Origin of the sequence: Nocardioides pocheonensis (assembly GCF_003725535.1) — a bacterium.
GTDB lineage: Bacteria > Actinomycetota > Actinomycetes > Propionibacteriales > Nocardioidaceae > Marmoricola > Marmoricola pocheonensis.
This window is the reverse complement of the sequence record NZ_RJSF01000036.1, coordinates 44,926-67,475: the sequence shown is the minus strand read 5'-3', so window position 1 is coordinate 67,475 and position 22,550 is coordinate 44,926. Positions and strand designations below refer to the sequence as shown.

23 protein-coding genes are annotated in these 22,550 nt (G+C 71.6%); 14 read left to right on the top strand and 9 right to left on the bottom strand.

Annotated features, from left to right (window positions below):
- Window positions 1-3 precede the first annotated feature (3 nt).
- A complete protein-coding gene (locus EFL26_RS09465) occupies window positions 4-369 on the bottom strand; it encodes a PadR family transcriptional regulator (RefSeq protein ID WP_123222652.1) in 366 nt (121 codons plus the stop codon).
- A 67-nt stretch (window positions 370-436) separates the two neighbouring features.
- Window positions 437-1,153 carry a TetR/AcrR family transcriptional regulator gene (locus EFL26_RS09460; RefSeq protein ID WP_123222651.1) on the bottom strand — a complete coding sequence of 239 codons (717 nt, stop codon included), beginning with the start codon at window positions 1,151-1,153 and terminating at the stop codon, window positions 437-439.
- A 105-nt stretch (window positions 1,154-1,258) separates the two neighbouring features.
- Between EFL26_RS09460 and EFL26_RS09455 the strand changes: the two genes are divergently transcribed.
- The gene (locus EFL26_RS09455; RefSeq protein WP_123222650.1) at window positions 1,259-2,779 is read left to right on the top strand and encodes an MFS transporter; all 1,521 of its coding nucleotides are present in this window, start codon (window positions 1,259-1,261) and stop codon (window positions 2,777-2,779) included.
- On the opposite strand, the gene EFL26_RS09450 is transcribed toward EFL26_RS09455, so the two are convergent.
- Window positions 2,780-3,139 carry a hypothetical protein gene (locus EFL26_RS09450; RefSeq protein ID WP_123222649.1) on the bottom strand — a complete coding sequence of 120 codons (360 nt, stop codon included), beginning with the start codon at window positions 3,137-3,139 and terminating at the stop codon, window positions 2,780-2,782.
- 67 nt (window positions 3,140-3,206) lie between these two features.
- Between EFL26_RS09450 and fbaA the strand changes: the two genes are divergently transcribed.
- Window positions 3,207-4,238, top strand: coding sequence for a class II fructose-bisphosphate aldolase (fbaA, locus tag EFL26_RS09445; RefSeq protein WP_123222648.1), 1,032 nt, complete (start codon window positions 3,207-3,209; stop codon window positions 4,236-4,238).
- Window positions 4,239-4,334: 96 nt separating this feature from the next.
- Here fbaA and EFL26_RS09440 read toward each other — a convergent pair whose 3' ends face one another.
- Together EFL26_RS09440 and EFL26_RS09435 are read right to left on the bottom strand one after the other, a co-directional pair.
- Entirely contained in the window at window positions 4,335-5,378 is a 1,044-nt protein-coding gene (locus tag EFL26_RS09440) for a type IV toxin-antitoxin system AbiEi family antitoxin domain-containing protein (RefSeq protein ID WP_123222647.1), read from the bottom strand.
- Window positions 5,379-5,593: 215 nt separating this feature from the next.
- A complete protein-coding gene (locus tag EFL26_RS09435; RefSeq protein WP_246000115.1) occupies window positions 5,594-7,102 on the bottom strand; it encodes a DHA2 family efflux MFS transporter permease subunit in 1,509 nt (502 codons plus the stop codon).
- 36 nt (window positions 7,103-7,138) lie between these two features.
- On the opposite strand from EFL26_RS09435, the gene EFL26_RS09430 reads away from it, so the two are divergent.
- From EFL26_RS09430 to mctP, 3 genes are read left to right on the top strand one after another with little or no spacing between them, the layout of a single operon-like run.
- Entirely contained in the window at window positions 7,139-7,549 is a 411-nt protein-coding gene (locus tag EFL26_RS09430) for a DUF3151 domain-containing protein (RefSeq protein WP_123222646.1), read from the top strand.
- A 57-nt stretch (window positions 7,550-7,606) separates the two neighbouring features.
- A complete protein-coding gene (locus tag EFL26_RS09425) occupies window positions 7,607-7,996 on the top strand; it encodes a DUF3311 domain-containing protein (protein ID WP_221176914.1) in 390 nt (129 codons plus the stop codon).
- Window positions 7,993-9,687 (top strand): monocarboxylate uptake permease MctP, encoded by a 1,695-nt coding sequence (mctP, locus tag EFL26_RS09420; RefSeq protein ID WP_123222645.1) that lies wholly within the window; start codon window positions 7,993-7,995, stop codon window positions 9,685-9,687. Before EFL26_RS09425 ends, mctP begins: the two co-directional genes overlap by 4 nt.
- Window positions 9,688-9,872: 185 nt before the next feature.
- Here mctP and EFL26_RS09415 read toward each other — a convergent pair whose 3' ends face one another.
- Window positions 9,873-10,781, bottom strand: coding sequence for a diacylglycerol/lipid kinase family protein (locus EFL26_RS09415; protein ID WP_246000114.1), 909 nt, complete (start codon window positions 10,779-10,781; stop codon window positions 9,873-9,875).
- Window positions 10,782-11,010: 229 nt separating this feature from the next.
- Here EFL26_RS09415 and EFL26_RS09410 point away from each other — a divergent pair, with 229 nt between their 5' ends.
- Both EFL26_RS09410 and EFL26_RS09405 read left to right on the top strand, forming a co-directional pair.
- Window positions 11,011-12,297 carry an adenylosuccinate synthase gene (locus EFL26_RS09410; RefSeq protein ID WP_123222644.1) on the top strand — a complete coding sequence of 429 codons (1,287 nt, stop codon included), beginning with the start codon at window positions 11,011-11,013 and terminating at the stop codon, window positions 12,295-12,297.
- A gap of 82 nt (window positions 12,298-12,379) precedes the next feature.
- The gene (locus tag EFL26_RS09405; protein ID WP_123222643.1) at window positions 12,380-13,282 is read left to right on the top strand and encodes a catalase family peroxidase; all 903 of its coding nucleotides are present in this window, start codon (window positions 12,380-12,382) and stop codon (window positions 13,280-13,282) included.
- On the opposite strand, the gene EFL26_RS09400 is transcribed toward EFL26_RS09405, so the two are convergent.
- Window positions 13,263-13,886, bottom strand: coding sequence for a TetR/AcrR family transcriptional regulator (locus EFL26_RS09400; protein WP_123222642.1), 624 nt, complete (start codon window positions 13,884-13,886; stop codon window positions 13,263-13,265). The two genes, EFL26_RS09405 and EFL26_RS09400, sit on opposite strands and share 20 nt — an antisense overlap.
- Before the next feature lie 67 nt (window positions 13,887-13,953).
- Between EFL26_RS09400 and EFL26_RS09395 the strand changes: the two genes are divergently transcribed.
- The 3 genes from EFL26_RS09395 (at window position 13,954) to purD (ending at window position 17,525) form a co-directional block, all read left to right on the top strand.
- Complete coding sequence (locus EFL26_RS09395) at window positions 13,954-15,303, top strand: cytochrome P450 (protein ID WP_123222641.1); 1,350 nt, start codon at window positions 13,954-13,956, stop codon at window positions 15,301-15,303.
- Complete coding sequence (locus EFL26_RS09390; protein ID WP_123222640.1) at window positions 15,300-16,148, top strand: SDR family oxidoreductase; 849 nt, start codon at window positions 15,300-15,302, stop codon at window positions 16,146-16,148. Before EFL26_RS09395 ends, EFL26_RS09390 begins: the two co-directional genes overlap by 4 nt.
- A gap of 105 nt (window positions 16,149-16,253) precedes the next feature.
- Window positions 16,254-17,525 carry a phosphoribosylamine--glycine ligase gene (gene purD, locus EFL26_RS09385; protein WP_123222639.1) on the top strand — a complete coding sequence of 424 codons (1,272 nt, stop codon included), beginning with the start codon at window positions 16,254-16,256 and terminating at the stop codon, window positions 17,523-17,525.
- Between the two features lie 7 nt (window positions 17,526-17,532).
- Here purD and EFL26_RS09380 read toward each other — a convergent pair whose 3' ends face one another.
- Window positions 17,533-17,904 carry an MmcQ/YjbR family DNA-binding protein gene (locus EFL26_RS09380; protein WP_123222638.1) on the bottom strand — a complete coding sequence of 124 codons (372 nt, stop codon included), beginning with the start codon at window positions 17,902-17,904 and terminating at the stop codon, window positions 17,533-17,535.
- Between the two features lie 66 nt (window positions 17,905-17,970).
- On the opposite strand from EFL26_RS09380, the gene purB reads away from it, so the two are divergent.
- Window positions 17,971-19,389, top strand: coding sequence for an adenylosuccinate lyase (gene purB / locus EFL26_RS09375; protein WP_123222637.1), 1,419 nt, complete (start codon window positions 17,971-17,973; stop codon window positions 19,387-19,389).
- A 94-nt stretch (window positions 19,390-19,483) separates the two neighbouring features.
- Here purB and EFL26_RS09370 read toward each other — a convergent pair whose 3' ends face one another.
- The gene (locus EFL26_RS09370) at window positions 19,484-19,792 is read right to left on the bottom strand and encodes an antibiotic biosynthesis monooxygenase family protein (RefSeq protein WP_123222636.1); all 309 of its coding nucleotides are present in this window, start codon (window positions 19,790-19,792) and stop codon (window positions 19,484-19,486) included.
- A gap of 107 nt (window positions 19,793-19,899) precedes the next feature.
- On the opposite strand from EFL26_RS09370, the gene EFL26_RS09365 reads away from it, so the two are divergent.
- The 3 genes from EFL26_RS09365 to EFL26_RS09355 are packed head-to-tail and all read left to right on the top strand — an operon-like array spanning window position 19,900 to window position 22,506.
- Window positions 19,900-20,169, top strand: a complete 270-nt coding sequence (locus EFL26_RS09365) for an acylphosphatase (protein WP_123222635.1) — start codon at window positions 19,900-19,902, stop codon at window positions 20,167-20,169.
- 55 nt (window positions 20,170-20,224) lie between these two features.
- Window positions 20,225-21,379, top strand: a complete 1,155-nt coding sequence (locus tag EFL26_RS09360) for a phosphotransferase family protein (RefSeq protein ID WP_246000113.1) — start codon at window positions 20,225-20,227, stop codon at window positions 21,377-21,379.
- Window positions 21,376-22,506, top strand: a complete 1,131-nt coding sequence (locus tag EFL26_RS09355; protein ID WP_123222634.1) for an Rv3169 family protein — start codon at window positions 21,376-21,378, stop codon at window positions 22,504-22,506. Before EFL26_RS09360 ends, EFL26_RS09355 begins: the two co-directional genes overlap by 4 nt.
- The last annotated feature ends 44 nt before the right edge of the window (window positions 22,507-22,550 follow it).

The following is a 22,550-nucleotide window of genomic DNA, read 5'->3' as shown; positions in this document are numbered from 1 at the left end:
GGCTCAGTCCGCCGGCACCGGTCGAGGGAGGACGGCGACCTGGGCGTCGTCCCAGATGCCGCGCAGCGCCTCGACCACGGTCGACCACTGGCGGTGCTGCTCGGCCAGCTCTGCGCGTCCCTGCCGCGTGATCCGGTAGTACTTCCGGCGTCGGCCGCCGTCGGGGTGTCGCCACACCGACTCGACGTGTCCGAGTCGCTCGAGCCGGTGCAGCAGGGGGTAGAGCAGGCCGTCGGTCCACTCCAGGCGGCCGCCGGAGAGCTCACCGACCTGCTTGAGGATCGCGTAGCCGTAGCTCTCCCCCTCGGCCAGGATGCCCAGCACCAGCGGCGTGGTCGAGGCGGCGACCAGGTCCTTGCCGATCCGCATGAGCGGCCTCCTCACCTAGAAGCTCAATGCATCATACTTCTAGGTATCGCCGTGCGACAGCCTCGGGTCAGGAGCGGGCGAGCCGCTCGATGCCCTCGAGCAGCAGCCGCAACCCGAACTCGAACTCCTCCGAGGGGAAGTCGTCGCCCCCGTCCTCGAACGCCCCCGACTCGAGCACCGCGTGCACCGCCGGGAACCGGGCCGGGTCGAGGAGCGCTCGCAGCTGTGCCGGCCAGGCCTCGGTGGCACCGGGGGCCGCGTACTGCAGGGCGAGCCGCACGTGGCTGCGCGCGTAGCCGTCGACGATCAGGAGCGAGCTCGCGGCCTTGTCCGGGGCCAGCCCTGACTTCATCAGCGCGGCGAAGCCGACCTCCATCCACGCGATCGTGTGCGGCCCGATCGGCGGCGTGGCGGTGCGCACCTCGACGACCCAGGGATGGGTGAGGAGCTGGACGGCCTCGGCGCGGGCCCACTCCTCGACCTGGCCGCGCCAGCCGCGCCGGCGGTTGAGCGCGGGCGGGGGCCCCAGCGCCTCGTCGACCATCGCCATGAGGAGCTCCTGCCGCGACTCGACGTACCGGTAGAGCGACATCGTGGTGAACCCCAGGCGCTTCGCGACCGCCGCCATGGTCACTGCGTCGAGTCCGTCGCTGTCGGCGAGCTCCACGGCTGCGCCGGCGATCGCCTGCACGGACATGGCCGGCTTCGGCCCCCGGCGGCCGTGGTCGGTGAGCCCCCACAGCTCGCGCACCGAGCGGGGGAGCTCGGTCGTCTCCTCGGTCACGGGCGTCCTCCTCGATCAACTCTTTACAAGATACACAGAGACGCTCTATCTTCCGTGTGCAACATAAACAGTATGCATCGCACACAGTTGTAGGAGGACCCCGTCATGACCGCCACCGAACAACTGCCCGGGCTCGGCACCGGCCGGGCCGGCCGCAAGGAGTGGACGGCGTTCGTCGTCCTGGCGCTCCCGCTGCTGCTGGTCTCGATGGACGTCTCGATCCTGTACTTCGCCGTGCCGCAGATCAGCAGGGACCTGCACGCCTCGCCGACCCAGCAGCTCTGGATCTTCGACGTCTACGGCTTCGTGCTGGCCGGCCTGCTGATCACGATGGGCGCGGTCGCCGACCGGATCGGCGCGCGCCGGCTGCTGCTGGTCGGGGCCTTCGCCTTCTCGGCGACGTCCCTGGCCGCCGCGTACGCCGGATCGCCGGGACAGCTGATCGCGGCCCGCGCGCTGCTCGGCGTCGCGGGCGCCACGTTGATGCCCTCGACGCTGTCGATGATCCGCACGCTGTTCCGAGACGAGCGGCAGCGTGGAAAGGCCATCGGCGCGTGGACCGGCGTGATGACCGGAGGGGTCGGGCTCGGCCCCGTCCTGAGCGGCGTCCTGCTCCAGCACTTCTGGTGGGGATCGGTCTTCCTGGTGAACCTCCCTGCGATGGTCCTGCTCCTGGTCCTCGGACCGCTGCTGCTGCCGCGCGGCGAGACCTGGCCGGGGCGCCGGTTCGACCTGACCAGCTCGCTGCTGTCCCTCGGCGCGGTGATCCCCGCGGTCTACGGCATCAAGGAGTGGGCGGCCCACGGTGCCGACTCGCGCTGGATCGCCTGCATCGCCGTCGGAGCGCTGTTCGCCACCGCGTTCGTGCGGCGGCAGCGCCGGCACCCCGACCCGATGGTCGCTCCGTCGCTGGTGGCGAACCGGTCCTACCGCGGCGCCCTCGCCGGCAACGTGGTCTGCGCGTTCGCCCTCATCGGCAACGCCGTCTTCATGACCAGCTACCTCCAGCTGGTCCTCGGGTACGACGCCCTCGAGGCTGCGTTGTGGAGCCTGGTCCCGACGCTCGGGGTGAGCCTCACGGCACCGTTCGCCTCGACCCTGGGCCGGCGGATCGGCCGCGGGCGGGCCGCGGGCGCAGGCATGGTCCTGGGTGCCGCCGGCTTCGTGCTGCTCACCACCGTGGGCACCGACTCGCTGGTCCTGACGCTCGTCGGCGGCGGCGTCCTCGCGGCCGGGCTCGTGCTCACGATGACGATCTGCTCGGAGGTCGTCCTGGCGGCCCTGCGACCGGAGGAAGCCGGTGCGGGTGCCGCCCTGTCGGAGGCCGCGAGCGAGCTCGGTGGCGCGCTGGGCATCGCGCTGCTCGGCAGCATCGGCGCGGCGGCGTACCGGTCGGACGCGGGCCACGGCCTCCCGGCGGCGTACACGCACGGTCCGGCCGCGGAGTCGCTCGCCGGAGCCGTCGCGACGGCCGCCCGGCTGCCGGGCTCGACGGGCGAGGCCGTGCTCGCGGCCGCACGCGCGGCGTATGTGCACGGTCTGCACGTCGCAGCGGTCGCCGGAGCGGTCGTGCTCGTCGGTGCGGCCCTGGCCGCGTGGCGGGCCGGTCGTGCCGCCGCCGCGTGATCAGCCGGCGTACGGGAAGTACGAGCCGGACACGGAGGCGTCGCCGTGCGCGACCGCGCCGATCGTGACGAAGACGGCGATCGCAGTGCCGAGCACGGCGAGCACGACGGCCGCCTGGGACAGGTGCCGCTCCCACCCCGTGGTCTCCTGCTTCGCCACCGCAGTGGTGAACCAGAGCACCACCGCGGCGACGGCGATCGTGAACAGTCCGGCGATCAACGTGCCGCCCCGGCCCGACGGCAGGCCGTTCGCGAAGAGCAGCGTCAGGCCGAAGCTGATCCGGTTCAGGTACCCGGCGACGAGGGCGAACGACACGGCGAATGCGGCGATCGCCCGGGCCTGCGGTGTCAGCGTGATCATGACCGAACGGTAACTTCCAGGTCGTCTAGGGTTGGGCACATCCGGTCCGTTCGTCAGGAGTATTCGCATGCCCATCGCCACCCCCGAGAAGTACGCCGAGATGCTCGACACCGCCAAGGCGAAGTCGTTCGCGTTCCCGGCGATCAACGTCTCGTCGTCGCAGACCCTGAACGCCGCGCTCCAGGGCTTCGCCGACGCGGGCAGCGACGGCATCATCCAGATCTCGACCGGCGGCGCCGAGTACCTCTCCGGGCCGAACGTGAAGAACATGGTCACCGGCTCGCTCGCCTTCGCGGCGTACGCGGCCGAGGTCGCGAAGAGCTACCCCGTGAACATCGCGCTGCACACCGACCACTGCCCGAAGGACAAGCTCGACGGCTTCGTGCGCCCGCTGCTGGAGATCTCCGCCGAGCGCGTGGCGCGGGGCGAGGCGCCGCTGTTCCAGTCGCACATGTGGGACGGCTCCGCGGTGCCGCTGACGGAGAACCTCGAGATCGCGCGCGAGCTGCTGGCCAAGGCCGCTGCGGCACACGTGATCCTCGAGATCGAGGTCGGCGTCGTCGGCGGTGAGGAGGACGGCATCGTCGGCGCGATCGACGAGAAGCTCTACACCACCCCCGAGGACGCCCTCGCGACCGTCGAGGCCCTCGGCACCGGCGAGAACGGCCGCTACATGACGGCGCTGACCTTCGGCAACGTGCACGGCGTCTACAAGCCGGGCAACGTCAAGCTGCGCCCCGAGATCCTCAAGGCGGCCCAGGAGGCCGTGGTCGCGAAGCTCGGCCTCGACGCCGGCTCCAAGCCGTTCGACCTGGTCTTCCACGGTGGCTCCGGCTCGACGGCCGACGAGATCGGCGCGGCGGTCGACTACGGCGTGGTGAAGATGAACGTCGACACCGACACCCAGTACGCCTTCACCCGGCCGGTCGCGGCGCACATGTTCAGCAACTACGACGGCGTGCTCAAGGTCGACGGCGAGGTCGGCAACAAGAAGGCCTACGACCCCCGTGCCTGGGGCAAGGCCGGCGAGGCCGGCATGGCCGCCCGCGTCGTCGAGGCCTGCGAGAACCTTCGCGCGACCGGGCACTCGATCGGCTGAGCTCGGCCTGCGAGACCGCACCGGCCTCCGCTGTAACGCGGGGTTGTCGACGCTGGACAAGCCCCAGGACGGTCACTCAGCGTCAGGAACCCCGCGTCACAGCGCGGCTCGGGGGCGCACGCGAGGGTTGGTCGCTCGGATGCGTGCGGCGGCCACGGCCAAGTGGCCGGGAAGCGCATCCCCGAACCGGCGCGTCGTGACGTCGTACTCGGCGCGCAGTCGCGCCTTGGTGCGCTCTCTCCGTACGCCGAGCAACTCGTCCCAGGTCACCCGCGACATGCCGAGACCCTCGGCACAGATCATGCGCTCCCGGGTCCGCTCGTCCCACAGGATGTCGTTGACGGGGCGGTCCGCGAGGCCGCCCTCGTCCGTGCCGCGGTACTTGATCCGGCCGTCGAACTCGAAGACGTGACAACCGACGCGGAGGTCGGTCCAGGCTGTGCTCTCGCCGACGCGGACCGGGAACTGCGTCTCTGGCTCGCCGATCTCCAGCTCCACGACGAGCAGTCGCAGCAGCGTCTCGCCGGGAGTCTCGGCGCCCGCCCGGGCGTGGGCAACTGCGGCGCGGGCCTGAGTCACCTCGGGCCAGCACCACATCGGCACCAGCTCGGCCTCGAGATCCTCGATGACCAGCCCGCGCTCCAGAGCGGCGTCGCACGCGACCGTGCCACTGGTGAACCCGTGCTCCCGGGCGATGTCGACCGCAGTGCGGGCCAGACCCGTGATGCGCATCCCGTCGATCAGCCGGGTGTTGAGCAGGCCGAGCCGGGTCATGTGGTGCTTCACGCCGTGCTCGGTGCGGGTGCCGCCCACGCCGTACCGAGTGATGTGCACGAGCTCCTCCTTCGGTCGCAGCATGGGGAGCCGGAGGGTGCGTGCCGCTGAGTCGTGGCTCATCAAGTGCTCCGTCGTCATGGTCAGGTGGGCAGCCAGGTCGCGCAGTCGCGCTCGCCCGTCATGCACGTCGAGGCTGTCCCACAGCGTGCGCTCGACGTACGCTCCGCGCCGGACCGTGACCCAAGGGCCCCGGACCGCCGTCAGGGTGCGCAGCTCGCGCTCGGTGTACCCGGCTGCCTTGGCCTGGGCGCGGGTGACGAGGCCGCCTTGGGCACTGGCACGAGCCTGGAGTGCGGGACGCATGCTCCGACTGTGGCCACGATGCCGGCCCCGTGCGATGCGGGGTCGGTCGGCTGTGGACCGGAGTGCCGATCAGGGCGTTGTGGAAACACCTGGGACAACGGCACGAGGAACGTGATGAGCGGACGATCGGCGCTCTGACGCGGAGTTGTGGTCACTGAGTGCGCCTCGCGCGCCTTGTTCAGCGTCTCTAACCCCGCGTTACAGCGCCGCGCGCGCTAACCCTCCACAGGAGCAGCGACCGTCGCGGCAGGGGCGCCGCCGTAGCCGGTGTGCTTCGGACGCTCGTAGAACAGCACCGCCACGAGCCCGACGAGGTAGACCAGGGTCGGCAGCAGCAGGGACTGCTGCATCGCGTTGCTGAACAGGTCGGCGACGTGGGGGTCGGGGATCTTGTTCGCTCCGGCCTCGCCCTGCACGGCAGCACCCGGGAGGAAGTGGGCGATCCGCGAGGACATCAGCACGGCGATCGCGGCCGAGCCGACGACCGAGCCCACCTGACGGGTGGCGTTGTAGACGCCCGCGCCGGCACCCGCCTGGTGCATCGGGAGGTTGCGGGTGGCCGTGGCCGCCGTCGGCGCCCAGATGAACGCGTTGCCGATGCCGACGAGCACCTGGAAGGCGCACAGCCACCACACGCTGGTGCCCGGCTCGAGCCAGCGGGTCATCAGCAGCATGCCGATGGCGCTCATCGCGAAGCCGAAGCCGACGATCAGCCGCGGGTGCACCCGGTCGGTGAGGCCGCCGACGAACTTGGCGAGCAGGATCGACATGATCGCCATCGGGAACAGCAGCAGCGCCGCCTGCGTGGGGTTGTAGCCGCGCACGGCCTGGGCGTAGAGCATCAGCGGGAAGCCGAACGACGCTGCGATGAAGCCCATCGTGGTGATCGCGACGTTGGAGACCGAGAAGTTGCGGTCCTTGAACAGCCCGAGCGGGACCAGCGGCTCCTTCCTGTTCACCGCCTGCCAGCCGACGAACACGCAGAGCACCGCGAGACCGCCCACGATCATCGTGATGATCCAGCCGGCCCAGTGCTTGTCATGGCCCTCCTGGATGCCGAAGGCGAGCAGGAACAGGCCGACGCCGGACAGCGCGACGCCGAGCCAGTCGAACCGGTGCTCGTTGGTCGGCAGCTTGGGGACCCGTCGCACGGCGAGCACGAACCCGACGATGCCGACGGGGATGTTGACGAAGAAGATCCACTCCCAGCCCAGCCAGCCGGTGAGCACGCCGCCGAGGATCGGGCCGACGACCATCGCGACGCCGGCGGTCGCGCCCCACACGGCCATCGCCTTGCCGCGCTCCGCGGCCGGGAAGATGCGCGTGATGATCGCCATCGTCTGGGGGGTGATCATCGAGGCGCCGAGACCCTGGACCACGCGGGCGACGATCAGCATCTCGATCGAGGTCGACAGCCCGCACCACAGCGAGGCGAGGGTGAAGACCGTGAGGCCGGCGAGGTAGAGGTACTTCGAGCCGTAGCGGTCGCCGAGCCTTCCGGTGATCAGCACCGGCACGGCGTACGCGAGCATGTAGGCGCTGCTCACCCAGACGACCTGGTTCACGCTCGCGTCGAGCTTGTCGATGATCGTCGGCGTCGCGACGATCACGATCGTCAGGTCGACCAGGATCATGAAGAACCCGAGGACCAGGGCGAACAGCGCCGGCCACGGGTTCTCGACCTCGGCGGCGGGAGCGGGGACGGGCGTCTCGATCTGGGTCACGAAGCAACTCAACACCCTTGCTGGGACAATTACTCCATGACTTTTCCCGATCTGATCGCCGGCCCCCCGCCCACGCTGCTGCCCGAGGACCCGGCGGCCGAGGCCCTCGCGGCGGGTGAGGAGCCCCGGGCGGTCGTCGTGGCCCACCCGGAGTCGCCTCTGGCCTGGGCGGTGCTGGCAGAAGGCGCTCTGGCGGAGGGCACCGACGACGTGGCGGCGTACGCGTTCGCTCGGGTCGGCTACCACCGCAGCCTCGACCTGCTGCGACGCAACGGCTGGAAGGGTCACGGACCGGTGCCGTGGGACCACGTCCCGAACCGCGGCTTCCTCCGCGCCCTGGCTGCCCTGGCCCGCGGGGCGGAGGCGATCGGCGAGACCGCCGAGGTGCAGCGGTGCCGCGACTTCCTGCGCGACTCCAGCCCGGAGGCGTACGACGCCCTGCTCTGAGGCGACCTGTTCCGCGAGCGAGGTGTGACGGGGGTCACGAACGGGTACGGAACCTGCATGAGCTCTGTCAACTCCCCGAGGGAGCCGGGTCCGGACGTCACCGATCGCACCGACGGTGACCTCGTCGTCCGCATGCCCCCTGCGAACACCGGCCTGCTCGTGGCTGCCGGCGTCTGCCTGCTCGTCCCCGTCGTGGCCCTGATGTGGGTGAGCAGCTACGCCAAGGAGACCCCGCGTCTGTGGGGCATCCCGTTCTTCTTCTGGTACCAGTTCGCCTGGGTCTTCGTGACCTCGGCGCTGACCTACACAGCGCACCGGCTGGTGCTCGCCGCGCGGGGGGAGAGCGAAGCGCCCTTCTCGGGCCACGCCGGCGCGGACGACGACGGCCCGCCCCGCCGGCTCGGGCACGGTGACCCGGGCGACCGGACCGACGGGTACCGGTCATGAGCGCGGCGACGGCACAGGTGGTGCCGCTGACGACCGGCACGGGGGTCAACGGTGTCGCGCTGACGGTGCTGATCGTGCTGTTCGCGATCGTCACCGTGCTGGGGTTCATGGCCTCGCGCTTCAAGCGGGGCGACCACCTCGAGTCCCTCGACGAGTGGGGTCTCGGCGGGCGCCGGTTCGGGACGTGGATCACCTGGTTCCTGCTGGGTGGTGACCTCTACACGGCGTACACCTTCATCGCGGTGCCGGCCGCGATGTTCGCCACCGGCGCGGTGGCCGGCTTCTTCGCGGTGCCCTACACGATCGTGCTCTACCCGATCATCTTCGTCTTCATGGCGCGGCTGTGGTCGGTCAGCCACCGGCACGGTTACGTCACGTCGGCGGACTTCGTCCAGGGCCGGTACGGCGACCGCGGACTCTCGCTGGCCGTCGCGCTCACCGGCTTCCTCGCGACGATGCCCTACATCGCGCTCCAGCTGATCGGTATCCAGGCGGTCCTCGAGGTGGCCGGGCTCGGCGGCAGCGGCAACTGGTTCGCCAAGGACGCGCCGCTGCTGATCGCGTTCGTGCTGCTCGCGGCGTACACGTACACCTCCGGCCTGCGCGCGCCCGCGGTGATCGCGTTCGTCAAGGACGGGCTGATCTACCTGGTGATCATCGTCGCGATCATCTACCTGCCGCACCACTTCGGCGGCTGGGACCACATCTTCGGGGCGGCCCAGGACAAGATGGCGGCGACCAACCCGGTGACCAAGGCGCCCAACGGTGCCTTCATCCCCGGTGACCCCCAGATGTGGGCGTACGCCACGCTGGGCCTCGGCTCGGCACTGGCGCTGTTCATGTACCCGCACTCGATCACCGCGTCGCTGTCCTCGGGCAGTCGCAAGACGATCCGGCGCAACGCCGCGATCCTGCCGGCGTACTCCTTCGTGCTGGGGCTCCTGGCCCTGCTCGGCTGGGTCGCGATCGCGGCCGGCACGAAGCCGATCGGGCTGGACGGCAAGCCCAACCCGCAGCTGGTGATCCCGCAGCTGTTCGAGGACTCCTTCCCGAGCTGGTTCGCCGGGGTGGCGTTCGCGGCCGTGGCGATCGGTGCGCTGGTGCCGGCGGCGATCATGTCGATCGCGGCGGCCAACACCTTCACCCGCAACATCTACAAGGCGTGGGTGAAGCCGGATGCCACGCACGCGCAGGAGGCGCAGGTCTCGAAGCTGATGTCGCTGGTCGTCAAGGCCTTCGCCCTGGCGTTCGTGTTCACGATGGACAAGCAGAACGCGATCAACTTCCAGCTGCTCGGCGGGATCTGGATCCTGCAGACCTTCCCGGCGATCGTGTTCAGCCTCTACACGCGGTGGTTCCACAAGTGGGCCCTGCTGGTCGGCTGGGCGGTCGGCATGGTCTACGGCACCGTGAAGGCCTACCAGGTGATCAACCCCGCCACCGGCAAGCACTTCGGCGGCTCGCTCTCGGCGATGCCGGTGATCGGCGACCTCGGGTACATCGCCCTCACCTCGTTCGTGATCAACGTGCTAGTCGCGGTCGTGCTCACCGTCGCGCTCAGGGCGGCGAAGGTGGCCAACGGTGTCGACGAGACCAGGTCCTACGACTACTTCGCCGACTCCGACGACCCCACCGTCGCCCAGGACCTCGCGGCGCACGGGGGAGTACGGACGGGCGCGATCGAGTACTAGTTGAATTGGCTCGCTCCGCTTCGCCGTGCCCGCGGCGCTCTCAGGTCGCGTCTTCCCTCCTCGCTCGCTCCTTCGTCGCATCGCTCGTCAGTCCAGACACGACCGCGCCGCGGGCTGGCTCGGATCGGCTCGCTCCGCTTCGCCGCGGGCTGGCTCGGATCGGCTCGCTGCGTGTCGGGGGCGGGCTAGCGGGTCGCGGCGTCGCGCGGCACCAGCAGGGAGTACGCCGCGCGCTCCACGTGCCAGGTCCGCCTGCCCTCGGGACCGCTGATCTCGCCGTCGGCGCTGAGCCAGAAGCTCTCGCCGGCGACGGACACCTGCCGACCGCGGAGGTAGACGCTGTCGTCCCGGTCGGCGTGGTTGCGCCGCACCAGGTCCAGGGCGTAGCCGAGACGGGCCCGTGGGGTGGTCGCGAACGACACCAGCACGTCCGCCTCGCCGTCGGTGGGGTCGGCGTCGGGGGTCAGCTCGGTGCCGCCGCCGACGCTGATGCCGTTGCCCACGGCCACCATGAGGACGTGCCGGTCGACGTCGGCGACGACCACGCCGTCGACCTCGACGCGCACGCGCACGAACGGCGGACGCACGGCCGCGATGGCGGCGCCGATGGGGTAGCCGATCAGCCCGAGGCCGAACGGGCCGAGGCGCTCCTTCCAGGTCGCGCCGTGGTGGCTGGCGAGCGCGCTCGCGCCGATGTGCACGCTGTTCACGACGACCTCGCCGAGCTCGTCGACGATGAGGTCCATCTCCCGGGGGACGGCCGAGACCAGGGCCTTGGCCGCCTCGACCGCGTCCAGCGGCATCCCGACGGTGCGGGCGAAGTCGTTGCCGGTGCCGAGGGGGAGCAGGCCGAGCACCTTTCCGGCCAGGTCGTTGCGCCGGTGGAGCGTGGCGATCACGGCGTGGAGGGTGCCGTCACCACCCGCGACCACGATGGGGCGGCTCCCGGCCCGATGGAGGACGCCGTCGAGCTCCCCGGGGTTGCTGGTCTCGGCCACCTCGACGGACGCGTGGCCGTGGAGCACCTCCAGCGCGTCGCCGAGGGCGTCGGAGCCGCCGGCGTCGGAGTGCGTGATCAGCAGGAGTGGTTCCACGTCCTGCACACTAGGTCACCGGGCCGCCGCGACGGCCCGATCGGTCCCACCCGCCGGATTTGGTAGCGTGTGGCCGCAAGAGCCCCGTGCACTTGCACGCCGGGCTCTTGTTGTTCCACCCGTTGCTCGACCAGCGCAGCGGACCGCCCAGCCCGGTGCCGCCTGCAGACAGCCGCCCAGCACAGCCGACCAGAGAAACGGCACGGAAGCGGCACGGAGAGGGGTGCACATGCCCGCGATCGTGGTCCTCGGAGCCCAGTGGGGTGACGAAGGCAAGGGCAAGGCGACCGACCTGCTCGCCACCAGCCAGCCGATCGACTTCGTCGTCCGCACCAGCGGCGGCCACAACGCCGGCCACACGATCGTGGTCAACGGCGAGAAGTACGCCACCCACCTGCTGCCCTCCGGCATCCTCACCCCGGGCGCGACGTCGGTGATCGCCAACGGTGTCGTGGTCTCACCGGAGGCCCTCTTCGCCGAGCTCGACGGCCTGATCGCTCGTGGTGTCGACGTCGCGCAGCTCGTCGTGAGCGCCAACGCCCACGTCATCGCGTCGTACCACGTCGCGATCGACAAGGTCAGCGAGCGCTTCCTCGGCAAGAACCAGATCGGCACGACCGGGCGCGGCATCGGGCCGGCGTACGGCGACAAGGTGAACCGCGTCGGCGTCCGGGTGGCCGACCTGTTCGACGAGGGAATCCTGCGCCAGAAGGTCGAGGCCGCGCTCGAGGTGCGCAACCAGGTGCTCGCGAAGATCTACAACCGCCGCGCGGTCGAGGTCGACGCCGTCGTCGAGGAGCTGCTCTCGTACGCCGACCGGCTGCGCCCGATGGTCGCCGACACCAGCCTGCTGCTCAACCGGGCGCTCGACGAGGGAAGGACGGTTCTCTTCGAGGGTGCCCAGGCGACCATGCTCGACGTCGACCACGGCACCTACCCGTTCGTCACCAGCAGCAACCCGGTGGCCGGGGGCGTGTGCGTCGGCGCGGGCGTCGGCCCGACGCGGATCGACCGCGTGATCGGCGTGATCAAGGCCTACACGACGCGGGTGGGGTCCGGTCCGTTCCCGACCGAGCTGTTCGACGAGGACGGCGCGAACCTCCAGCGGATCGGTGGCGAGATCGGCGTCTCCACCGGCCGGACCCGCCGGTGCGGCTGGTACGACGCCGTCGTCGCGCGTTACTCGGCCCGGGTCAACGGGCTCACGGAGTTCTTCCTCACCAAGCTCGACGTGCTCGACACCTGGGAGCGGATCCCGGTGTGCGTCGCGTACGAGGTCGACGGCGTCCGGCACGACGAGATGCCGATGACCCAGACGGAGTTCCACCACGCCACGCCGGTCTACGAGTACTTCGAGGGCTGGGGCGAGGACATCTCCGGCTGCCGCAGCTTCGAGGAGCTGCCGAAGAACGCACAGGCCTACGTGCAGGCTCTCGAGGAGATGTCCGGCGCGCCGTTCTGGGCGGTCGGCGTCGGGCCGGGTCGCGAGCAGACCGTGGTCGTCCGCGACCGCTGATCCGGTGCCCGAGGAGGCGCGCGCGGGTCGACACCCGCCGGCCCTAGGATCGGCCCGCGGGGCCCGCGACCAGGAGGCAGCGATGGCAGCAGACGGCACGGTCGATCCCGAGCGCGCGATCGACCGGATCAACGGGGTCTTCGGGCGCCACGACGGCAGCCGCACGCTGCACGCCAAGGGCGCGTTCTACGCGGGCACGTTCACCGCGACGCCGCAGGCGGCTGCGCTCTGTCGGGCCGGCCACCTGCAGGGCGACCCGGTGCCGGTGCGGGTCCGCTGGTCCAACGGCGGGGGCAATCCCCGCAACTCCGACAAGGGCACCGACGTGCGCGGCATGGCGGTGTCGTTCCGGCTGCTCGACGGCACCGCGACCGACCTCCTCGGCCAGACCGCTCCGCGCTTCCCGGTGCGCACCCCCGAGGCGTTCCTGGAGCTGGTCGAGGCTGCCGGCAACCCGCTGAAGCTGCCGCTGTTCCTGGCGCGGCACCCCGACGCGATCCCGGCGACGCTGGCCAACGCGCGTGCGAAGGCGATCGTCCCGCCGTACTCGTACGCCGAGGCGAGCTACTACCCGATCCACGCCTACCAGTGGATCGCCGCCGACGGCACGCAGACGTGGGTGCGCTACCGGTTCACCCCGCAGGGTGGTGGCGACCAGCGACCCGCGGGCCGGTTCGAGGGTCGTGACCGGCTGCGCGAGGAGATCCTGGCCCGTCTCGCCGAGCACCCCGTGCGGCACACCCTCGAGGTGCAGACCGCCGGACCCGGCGACGACCCGCACGACCCGATGTCGGTCTGGAAGGGTCCGTGGTTCGACGCCGGGACGATCGAGGTCACGGGGCCCGACCCCGACCGCGAGCAGGGCGGCGAGGTGGTCGTGTTCGACCCGACGCGCGTGGTCGACGGCATCGAGCTCTCCGACGACCCGATCCTGCGCTACCGGCCGGCGGCGTACTCCGCCTCGGTCAGCCGTCGCGTCGGGTGAATGCGACGAACAGGCTCTCGCAGGCGTCGACCAGCTCCTCGCGCGTGGTCTCCACCGCCCCGGTCAGCCAGGCGCCCACCAGCTCGGCCAGCCCGGCGATGAAGACCAGCCCGTGGATCCGGGCGCGCTCCTCGGGCCAGGCCTGGTCGCGGTAGAGAACGGCCGCCTCGTCGGCGACCAGCTGGGCGAACATCTGGATCAGCTCGTGGCGCCGGGGTCTCAGCACGGCGTTGGCCGCGGACTCGACCACGGCGACCCGTGCCTTGCCGGGGGACTCCTCGACCAGGTCGAAGAACGCGACCACCAGCGCGTGCACCCGGCCCTCCGGGGGCCCGTGGGTGGTCTGCAGCGTCGACACGACCAGCTCCGCGATCTCCGCGCACACGCTGTCGAGGGCAGCCAGCATCGCTTCGTCGAGCGAGGCGAAGCTCTCGTAGAAGTAGCGCTCCGTGAGCCCGGCAGCCGCGCAGATTCCGGTCATCGTGGTGTGCTCCGCTCCCTGCTCGGCGAGCACCTCGATCGCGGCCGCGACCAGGCGCTCCCGCCGCTCGGCGGCACGCTCCTGCGCGGTCTTGCCGCCGTAGCTGCGTGTGGGGGCGTCCATGCCCCCACCTTGACCGATCCGGGCGCCGGTACCAAACTGACAGGACGTCCTGTCAGATTGGAGCACCGTGACCGGGACCACCTCCCTGGCCGAAAGGCCCTTGCCCCCGCGGCGTCATGGGCTCCCCTACATCGGCGGCACGTTCGCGTACCTGCGTGACCCCCTGCGCATGATGCGCGAGCAGTACGACGACTTCGGGCCCGTCTCGGAGATGGACTTCGTCGGCCGCCGGTGGACCGTGCTCCTCGGCCCGGATGCGTGCGGGGAGGCGCTGCGCAACGCCGACAAGGCGTTCGCGAACGCCCCGGGCTGGGGCGCACTGGTGGGGCCGTTCTTCGACCGCGGGCTGATGCTGCTCGACTTCGAGGAGCACCACCGGCACCGGCGGCTGCTCCAGGAGGCGTTCACCCGCGACCGCCTGAGCGGGTACGCCGCGGCGCTCGCCCCCGCGGTCGCCGAGGGCGTCGCGCGCTGGCGGCCGCAGGCCGGGTTCCGTGCGTACCCCGCCCTCAAGGAGCTCACCCTCGACCTCGCGACCCAGGTCTTCATGGGCGGTCCGCACCTGGCGTCGCCCGACGAGCTCGACCGGGTCAACGCCGCGTTCGTGGACTGCGTCCAGGCCGCGACCGCGCTCGTCCGGCTGCCGCTGCCGGGCACGCGCTGGGGCCGCGGGCATCGCGGCCGCCGCGTGCTCGAGGACTTCCTCGGCCGGCACGTCGCCGGCAAGCGCGCCGGTGCCGGCGACGACCTGTTCTCGGTGCTCTGCCGGCTGAGCGACGAGGGAGAGGCGTTCACCGACGAGGACGTCGTGAACCACGTGGTCTTCCTGCTGATGGCGGCCCACGACACCTCCACCATCACCGTGTCGACGATGATGCAGCAGCTCGGTCAGCACCCGGAGTGGCAGCAACGGCTGCGGGAGCAGGCGATGTGCCTGCCCGAGGCGCCGACGCTCGACCAGCTGGACGCCGTCGCGGACCTCGATCTGGTGATGAAGGAGTGCCTGCGGCTGCTGCCCCCGGTGCCGGTGCTCGCCCGACAGGCGGTCAAGGACACCGAGGTGCTGGGCCACCGCGTCCCGGCGGGTCGCCTGACGGCGGTGATGGTGCACCTCGGTCACCACATGCCCGAGCTCTGGGACGAGCCCGAGCGGTTCGACCCCGAGCGGTTCGCCGATGAGCGGCGCGAGGACAAGGTCCACCGGCATGCGTGGATGCCGTTCGGCTCCGGCGTGCACAAGTGCCTGGGCATGTTCTTCGCCGGCGTCGAGGCCAAGCTGATCCTGCTCGAGCTGCTGCGGCGGTTCGAGTGGTCCGTCGACCCGGCGTACCGGGCGCCTCTGGACTACGCCTCCCTGCCCTTCCCCAAGGACGGCCAGCCGGTCGACCTGCGAGCGCGCGACAGGTCCTCTGCATGAGCGGGTACGCCGACCTCAACTCCCTGACCGTCGTGGTGACGGGGGGAGCGCGCGGCATCGGGCGCGCCACCGTGGAGCGGCTGGCCGAGCTCGGGGCCCGCGTCGCCGTCGGGGACGTCGACGCCGGGCTCGCGAGCGCCGCCGAGGACGACATCGCCGACCGCACCGGCGCGGTCGTGCTCGCCGCGGCCCTGGACGTCGCCGACCCGGCCTCCTGGGAGGCCTTCCTCGTCCAGACGGCGGTGCTCGGACCGGTCGAGGTCCTGGTCAACAACGCCGGCATCATGCCGCTTGGGCCCGTGCTCGAGGAGCCCGCCGACGTCGCCCGGGCGATCGTCGACGTGAACCTGCACGGCGTGATCAACGGGACCAAGGCAGTCGGGCCCGGCATGGTCGAGCGGGGCCGGGGCCACATCGTCAACGTCGCCTCCGCGGTGGGACGGGTGGCCGTGCCGCACGGCGCCACCTACTCCGCCTCGAAGTTCGCGGTCGTCGGGTTCAGCGAGGCCACCCGCGCCGAGCTGGCGCCGAGCGGGGTCGACGTCAGCATGGTGTTGCCGACCGTCGTGCGCACCGAGCTCGCCGCCGGCGTGCCGGCAGCGCGGGGCGTCCACCCGGTCAGCGCCGAGGACGTCGCCGAGGTGATCGTCGAGACGATCCGCCGCCCTCGCCCCGAGAGCTGGGTGCCCCGCTGGAGCAAGGGGGTGTCGCGAGCCGCCGACCTCATGCCGCTACGGGCCAAGGAGGCTCTCGGCCACCTCATGAAGGCCGACACGGTCCTGGCCGACGCCGACGAGGGTGCCCGGGCGGCGTACGAGGAACGGGTGCGGCGCCACCGCGGCTGAGCGACGGCGGCTGACTGGCGGATACTCCGGCACGTTCGGACGGACATCTCGGCCGGTTTGGATGCCGAACGTGCCGGACTGTCCCGGTCGATAGGATCCCGTCGCGTGAAGACCCTCGTGATCGGCACCGGTGGCCGCGAGCACGCCCTGGCCCTGGCGCTGTCGCGCGACCCGTCGGTCACCGAGGTGCACGCCGCGCCGGGCAACCCCGGCATGTCGGCAGTCGCCACGCTGCACCCGGTCGACCCGATGAGCGGCCAGGACGTCGCCGACCTGGCCGAGCGGCTCGCGGTGGACCTGGTCGTGGTCGGCCCCGAGGCGCCGCTGGTCGCGGGCGTCGCGGACGCGGTCCGCGACCGGGGCATCTCCTGCTTCGGTCCGTCCGCGGAGGCTGCGCAGCTCGAGGGCTCGAAGGCCTTCGCCAAGGACGTGATGGCCGGCGCCGACGTGCCGACGGCCCTCGCCCACGTCTGCGTGACCGAGGAGGAGGCCGCGGCCGCGCTGGACGCCTTCGGCCCGCCGTACGTCGTGAAGGACGACGGGCTGGCCGCGGGCAAGGGCGTGGTCGTCACCGACGACCGTGCCGCCGCGCTCGCGCACGCCGTGTCCTGCGAACGGGTGCTGGTCGAGGAGTACCTCGACGGGCCCGAGGTCTCGCTGTTCGCGATCACCGACGGCAGCACGGTCTACCCGCTGCTGCCCGCCCAGGACTTCAAGCGGATCTTCGACAACGACGAGGGTCCGAACACGGGCGGGATGGGCGCGTACACGCCACTGCCCTGGGCGCCCCACGGCCTCGTCGACGAGGTCCGCGAGCGCGTGCTCCAGCCGACGGTCGACGAGCTCGCCCGCCGCGGCGTGCGCTTCTCGGGCCTCCTGTACGCCGGCCTCGCGCTGACCGAGCGCGGCGTGCGGGTCGTCGAGTTCAACGCCCGCTTCGGTGACCCCGAGACCCAGGCACTGCTGGCCCTGCTCGACTCGCCGCTCGGGGTCCTGCTCAAGGCGGCGGCCGACGGGGTGCTCGACGACGTCGCGCCGCCGCGGTGGAAGCCGGGCGCTGCCGTCACCGTCGTGATGGCCAGCGCGGGCTACCCCGAGACCTCCCGCAGCGGCGACGTGATCCGGGGCATCGAAGGCGTCGACGCGCAGCCCGACATCGACGTGATCCACGCCGGCACGGCCCTCGACGACGACGGCCGGCTCGTCACCGCGGGCGGCCGGGTGCTGGCCGTCACCGCCGTCGGCGACGACATCGCCCACGCGCGGGTGCGCGCCTACCAGGGCGTCACCGCGATCTCGTTCGACGGTGCCCAGTGGCGCCACGACATCGCCTCGCGCGCGGCCGCGGACATCGTCAACGAGGACACGCCGGCCTGACCTCGCCTCAGTCGCCGGGTCGCGGCACCCGCGCCGCCAGGGTGGCCGGCGCCTGCAGGCAGTAGGAGTCGGTGAGCAGCTCGCCGAGCTCGGCCCAGTCGGTGTGCGCGTCCAGCAGCATGCCCACGACGTTGCGGCCCCACGACGCCCGGAAGTACGGCGGCCCGAGGTGCTCGAAGGCCATCACCTCGTCGGGCTCGGCGCGGAACGTGATCCGGAAGAGCTGGTCCTCGCCGCCGAAGACGTGCGCGACCGTGGCCCCGCCGACCCGCCAGCGCAGGCCCGTCCAGGCCGGCTCCTCGACGCACTCGGGGAAGGACCCGACCAGGGCGCGCAGCCGCTCGACGTACCGCAGAGGCACGTCGGGACGCTCGGGCATGCCCCGAATCTCGCACACTCCGCCGACATCGGCAGCAGCGGCCGCGCATGGGAGAATTGGCCCACCATGACCGTCCCCAACGTCCTCGCGACCCGGTACGCCGGCGCCGACCTCGCCGCCCTCTGGTCCCCCGAGCACAAGATCGTCCTCGAGCGACAGCTCTGGATCGCCGTCCTCAAGGCCCAGCACGACCTGGGCATCGACGTGCCCGACGGGGTCGTGGAGGCCTACGAGGCCGTCGTCGAGAAGGTCGACCTCGACTCGATCGCCGCGCGCGAGCGGGTGACCCGCCACGACGTGAAGGCGCGCATCGAGGAGTTCAGCGCGCTCGCGGGCCACGAGCACATCCACAAGGGCATGACCTCGCGCGACCTGACCGAGAACGTCGAGCAGCTCCAGGTCCGGCAGTCGCTGCAGGTCGTCCGGCAGCGCGTCGTCGCGACCCTGGCCCGCCTCGGTCGCCTGGCCACCGAGCACGAGTCGCTGGTGATGGCCGGCCGCTCGCACAACGTCGCGGCGCAGGCGACCACGCTCGGCAAGCGGTTCGCCACGGTCGCCGACGAGATGCTGGTCGCCCTCGAGCGGCTCGACGACCTGCTCGCCCGCTACCCCCTGCGTGGGATCAAGGGGCCGATGGGCACCTCCCAGGACATGCTCGACCTCCTCGACGGCGACGCCGGCAAGCTCGCCGACCTCGAGCAGCAGGTCGCGGCCCACCTCGGCTTCGACCGGGTGCTGACCAGCGTCGGCCAGGTCTACCCGCGCTCGCTCGACTTCGACGTGGTCTCGGCGCTCGTGCAGGTGGTGGCCGGTCCGTCGAACCTGGCCACCACGATCCGGCTGATGGCCGGCATCGAGCTGGTCACCGAGGGCTTCAAGGAGGGCCAGGTCGGCTCCTCGGCGATGCCGCACAAGATGAACACCCGCTCCTGCGAGCGGGTCAACGGCCTCGCCGTCGTGCTGCGCGGCCAGCTCTCCATGGTCGGCGAGCTGGCCGGCGACCAGTGGAACGAGGGCGACGTGTCCTGCTCCGTCGTACGCCGGGTCGCGCTGCCGGACGCCTTCTTCGCCTGCGACGGGCTGTTCCAGACCTTCCTCACCGTGCTCGACGAGTTCGGCGCGTTCCCGGCGGTGATCCAGCGCGAGCTCGACCGCTACCTGCCGTTCCTGACCACCACCAAGGTGCTGATGACCGCGGTGCGCAACGGGGTCGGGCGCGAGGAGGCCCACGAGGCGATCAAGGAGCACGCCGTCGGCGTCGCCCTGGAGATGCGGCAGGGGCTGGACCAGAACGACCTCTACGACCGGCTCGCGACCGACACGCGCCTCGGGCTCACGCGCGACCAGATCGCGGCGTTGGTCAAGGACCCGATCGAGTTCACCGGGGCCGCGGTCGCGCAGGTCCAGGCCGTCGTACGGCGGATCGAGGAGGTCGTGGCGACCGATCCCGCGGCCGCGGCGTACTCGCCCGGAGCGATCCTCTGAGCCGCGAGTGCGCGAGGGACGAGCGCACTCGCGACGCGAAGAGGTTGAGCAAGCCCGCGGCTGAGCTTGCGAAGCCGCGACGGCGGGTCGAAACCTAGCCCGTCGGCTTCACGTCCAGCACGACCTCGAACTCCAGCAGGTTGGCCCCGCTCGCCACCGGCTTGCCGTGTTCGCCGGCGTGCGCGGCCCGGGAGTCACCGTCGCGCCACGCCTCGTACGCCGCGTCGTCCGCCCAGTGCGTCACCACGAAGTAGCGGTCCTCCCCGGCCACCGGACGCAGCAGCTGGAAACCCAGGAAGCCCGGTGCCCCGTCGACGGTGCCCGCCCGCGCCGCGAACCTGCGCTCGAGCTCGGGCCCGGCCTCGGCCGGCACGGTGATGGCGTTGATCTTCACGACGGACATGCCGCCAGCCTAGGACCCGCCTGATTTCGGGATAGTCCGGCACGTTCGGACTGCTTCTTGTGACCAGAGTGGTGCCGAACGTGCCGGACTATCCGGATGATGGAGCCATGAGCAAGGCGGTCGAGGTGCGGATCACGGGGCTGGTGCAGGGGGTCTCGTTCCGCTTCCACACCCTGCAGCAGGCGCGCGCGCTCGGGGTGGCCGGCTGGGTGCGCAACGAGCCGGACGGGTCGGTGACGGGGCACTTCGAGGGGTCTGCCGACGCGGTCGAGGAGCTGGTGGCCTGGTGCCGCCGCGGGCCGGCGTACGCGCAGGTCGAGGACGTCGCGGTGAGCCCGGCCGATTCGACCGGCGCCACGAGCTTCACCGCCGGGTGACGGCGGTCACAACGGACCATTGACAGAACAGAACACGTTCTAGTTCTCTGGCGGCGTGACCACCGACGCCGCGGATCCCGAGTTCCGTCTCCAGCGCAGCAGCCGTGACCCCGAGGCGATGGGGCGCACGCTCTCCTCCTGGCTGGCCGGGCAGCTGCCCGCCGGCGCCGAGCCCGAGGTCGTGCTGAGCGGCTCGTCCGACGCCAACGGGATGTCGAGCGAGACGATCCTCGCCGACGTGAGCTGGACCGAGGACGGCGAGCGGCGCTCGGGGGAGTTCGTGGTGCGGATCGCGCCGGACGCCCAGGACGTGCCCGTGTTCCCGTCGTACGCGCTCGGCCACCAGCACGACGCGATCCGGCTGGTCGGCGAGCTGAGCGACGTGCCGGTCCCGGAGCCGCGTTGGCTCGAGCCGACCGGCGAGGTGCTCGGGTCGCCGTTCTTCTTCATGGAGCGGATCGACGGGATCGTGCCGCCCGACGTGATGCCCTACACCTTCGGCGGGAACTGGTTCTTCGACGCCGCGCCGGAGGACCGGCGCCGGCTGCAGGACGCCACGGTGGCGGTGATCGCGGGGCTGCACGAGATCCCGGACGCCGCGCGCACGTTCGCCTTCCTCGATCCACGCAGTCTCGACGGCGAGCAGTACGCCGGCCCCACGCCGCTGCGTCGGCACTTCGAGAGGACGCGGACCTGGTACGAGTGGGCCGCCGCCGAGCTCGACCGGTCGCCGCTGGTCGAGCGGGCGCTGTCCTGGCTCGACGAGCACTGGCCGGCGGCCGACGTCCCCGACAACGTCGTGCTGTCCTGGGGCGACGCCCGGATCGGCAACGTGCTCTACCGCGACTTCGCGCCGGTCGCGGTGCTCGACTGGGAGATGGCCGGCCTCGGGCCGCGCGAGCTCGACCTCGGGTGGCTGGTGTTCGCCCACCAGGTCTTCCAGACCCTGGCGGAGACCTTCGAGCTGCCCGGTCTCCCCGACGTGCTCCGGGCCGAGGACGTGCGCCGCACCTACGCCGAGATCACCGGGGTCGAGGTGGGCGACCTGCGCTGGTTCGAGATCTACTCCGGCGTGCTGTGGGCGATCGTGTTCATGCGCACGGGCACGCGGCAGGCCCACTTCGGCGAGATCGAGCTGCCCGAGGACGTGGAGAGCCTGTTCCACCACGCGCCCCTGTTCAAGCGCCTCCTCGAGGACGTGGGCGCATGAGGGCCCGCGGCCTGATCGGCCCGCTCGACGAGTACCCCGTCCACCAGGCACCGCTGCCGGCCGCGCGCCCGGGCAGCAGCGACCGCAACTTCTACGACCGCTGCTACTTCAACGCGATGCAGGTCGACCACGAGGGCGACGCCGGTGACCTGATGCTGGTCACCGGGCTCGGCTACTACCCCAACCTCGGCGTGAAGGACGCCTACGCCGTCGTACGCCGCGGCGACGAGCAGACGGCCGTGCACCTCTCGGACGCGATCGACGACGATCGGCTGCACCAGCGCGTCGGCGGCTACCGGATCGAGGTCGTCGAGCCGCTGCAGCAGGTGCGCCTGGTGCTCGAGGAGACCGAGGGGATCGCCTTCGACCTCACCTGGGAGGGCTCCTTCGAGGTCGTGCAGGAGCAGCCGCACCTGATGCTCAACGGCGTCCGCCCGACCCTCGACGCGCAGCGGTTCGCCCAGCTCGGCTCGTGGGCCGGCACGCTCGTCGTCGACGGCGAGGAGACCGCGATCACGCCCGACCGGTGGATGGGCAGCCGCGACCGTTCGTGGGGCATCCGGCCCGTCGGCGAGGCGGAGCCGGGCGGCCGCCCGCAGGACCCGCCGATGGAGGGGTTCTGGTGGCTCTACGTGCCGCTCCGCTTCGAGGAGTACGCCGTGGTGGTGATCGCCCAGGAGGACGCCGACGGCTTCCGGACCCTCAACGACGCCACCCGGATCTGGCGCGACGGTCGCGTCGAGCAGCTCGGGTGGCCGCAGGTCGACATCGACTACGCCCCGGGCAGCCGGACCCCGACCCGGGCGCGGCTGACCTGCACCGGGTGGGGTGGCAAGCCGGTCGTGATCGACGTCGAGCCGCGCACCGCGGTCACCCTGCACGTCGGCGGCGGCTACGGCGGCGACCCGGAGTGGACCCACGGCCAGTGGAAGGGCGAGGCCTTCGCCGAGCGGGTCACCCACCGGCTCAGCGACCCCGACGTGGCCGGACGGATCCCGTTCGGCGTGACCGACCACGCCGCCCGGGCGACCTGCGACGGCGCCCTGGGCTACGGCCTCTTCGAGCACGCGAGCATGGGCCGTCACGACCCGAGCGGCTTCGTCGACTGGGGCAACGACCGGCACTGACGAGGCCCGGCTTGGATGGTTGAGGTGTGGTTGCGCAGCAACCG

Bases quoted from the DNA above. Each gene is read 5' to 3' on its own strand.
- EFL26_RS09465 (WP_123222652.1), bottom strand. From the start codon at position 369: ATGCGGATCGGCAAGGACCTGGTCGCCGCCTCGACCACGCCGCTGGTG.
- EFL26_RS09455 (WP_123222650.1), top strand. From the start codon at position 1,259: ATGACCGCCACCGAACAACTGCCCGGGCTCGGCACCGGCCGGGCCGGC.
- EFL26_RS09450 (WP_123222649.1), bottom strand. From the start codon at position 3,139: ATGATCACGCTGACACCGCAGGCCCGGGCGATCGCCGCATTCGCCGTG.
- fbaA (WP_123222648.1), top strand. From the start codon at position 3,207: ATGCCCATCGCCACCCCCGAGAAGTACGCCGAGATGCTCGACACCGCC.
- EFL26_RS09440 (WP_123222647.1), bottom strand. From the start codon at position 5,378: ATGCGTCCCGCACTCCAGGCTCGTGCCAGTGCCCAAGGCGGCCTCGTC.
- EFL26_RS09430 (WP_123222646.1), top strand. From the start codon at position 7,139: ATGACTTTTCCCGATCTGATCGCCGGCCCCCCGCCCACGCTGCTGCCC.
- EFL26_RS09425 (WP_221176914.1), top strand. From the start codon at position 7,607: ATGAGCTCTGTCAACTCCCCGAGGGAGCCGGGTCCGGACGTCACCGAT.
- mctP (WP_123222645.1), top strand. From the start codon at position 7,993: ATGAGCGCGGCGACGGCACAGGTGGTGCCGCTGACGACCGGCACGGGG.
- EFL26_RS09410 (WP_123222644.1), top strand. From the start codon at position 11,011: ATGCCCGCGATCGTGGTCCTCGGAGCCCAGTGGGGTGACGAAGGCAAG.
- EFL26_RS09405 (WP_123222643.1), top strand. From the start codon at position 12,380: ATGGCAGCAGACGGCACGGTCGATCCCGAGCGCGCGATCGACCGGATC.
- EFL26_RS09400 (WP_123222642.1), bottom strand. From the start codon at position 13,886: ATGGACGCCCCCACACGCAGCTACGGCGGCAAGACCGCGCAGGAGCGT.
- EFL26_RS09390 (WP_123222640.1), top strand. From the start codon at position 15,300: ATGAGCGGGTACGCCGACCTCAACTCCCTGACCGTCGTGGTGACGGGG.
- EFL26_RS09380 (WP_123222638.1), bottom strand. From the start codon at position 17,904: ATGCCCGAGCGTCCCGACGTGCCTCTGCGGTACGTCGAGCGGCTGCGC.
- purB (WP_123222637.1), top strand. From the start codon at position 17,971: ATGACCGTCCCCAACGTCCTCGCGACCCGGTACGCCGGCGCCGACCTC.
- EFL26_RS09370 (WP_123222636.1), bottom strand. From the start codon at position 19,792: ATGTCCGTCGTGAAGATCAACGCCATCACCGTGCCGGCCGAGGCCGGG.
- EFL26_RS09365 (WP_123222635.1), top strand. From the start codon at position 19,900: ATGAGCAAGGCGGTCGAGGTGCGGATCACGGGGCTGGTGCAGGGGGTC.
- EFL26_RS09355 (WP_123222634.1), top strand. From the start codon at position 21,376: ATGAGGGCCCGCGGCCTGATCGGCCCGCTCGACGAGTACCCCGTCCAC.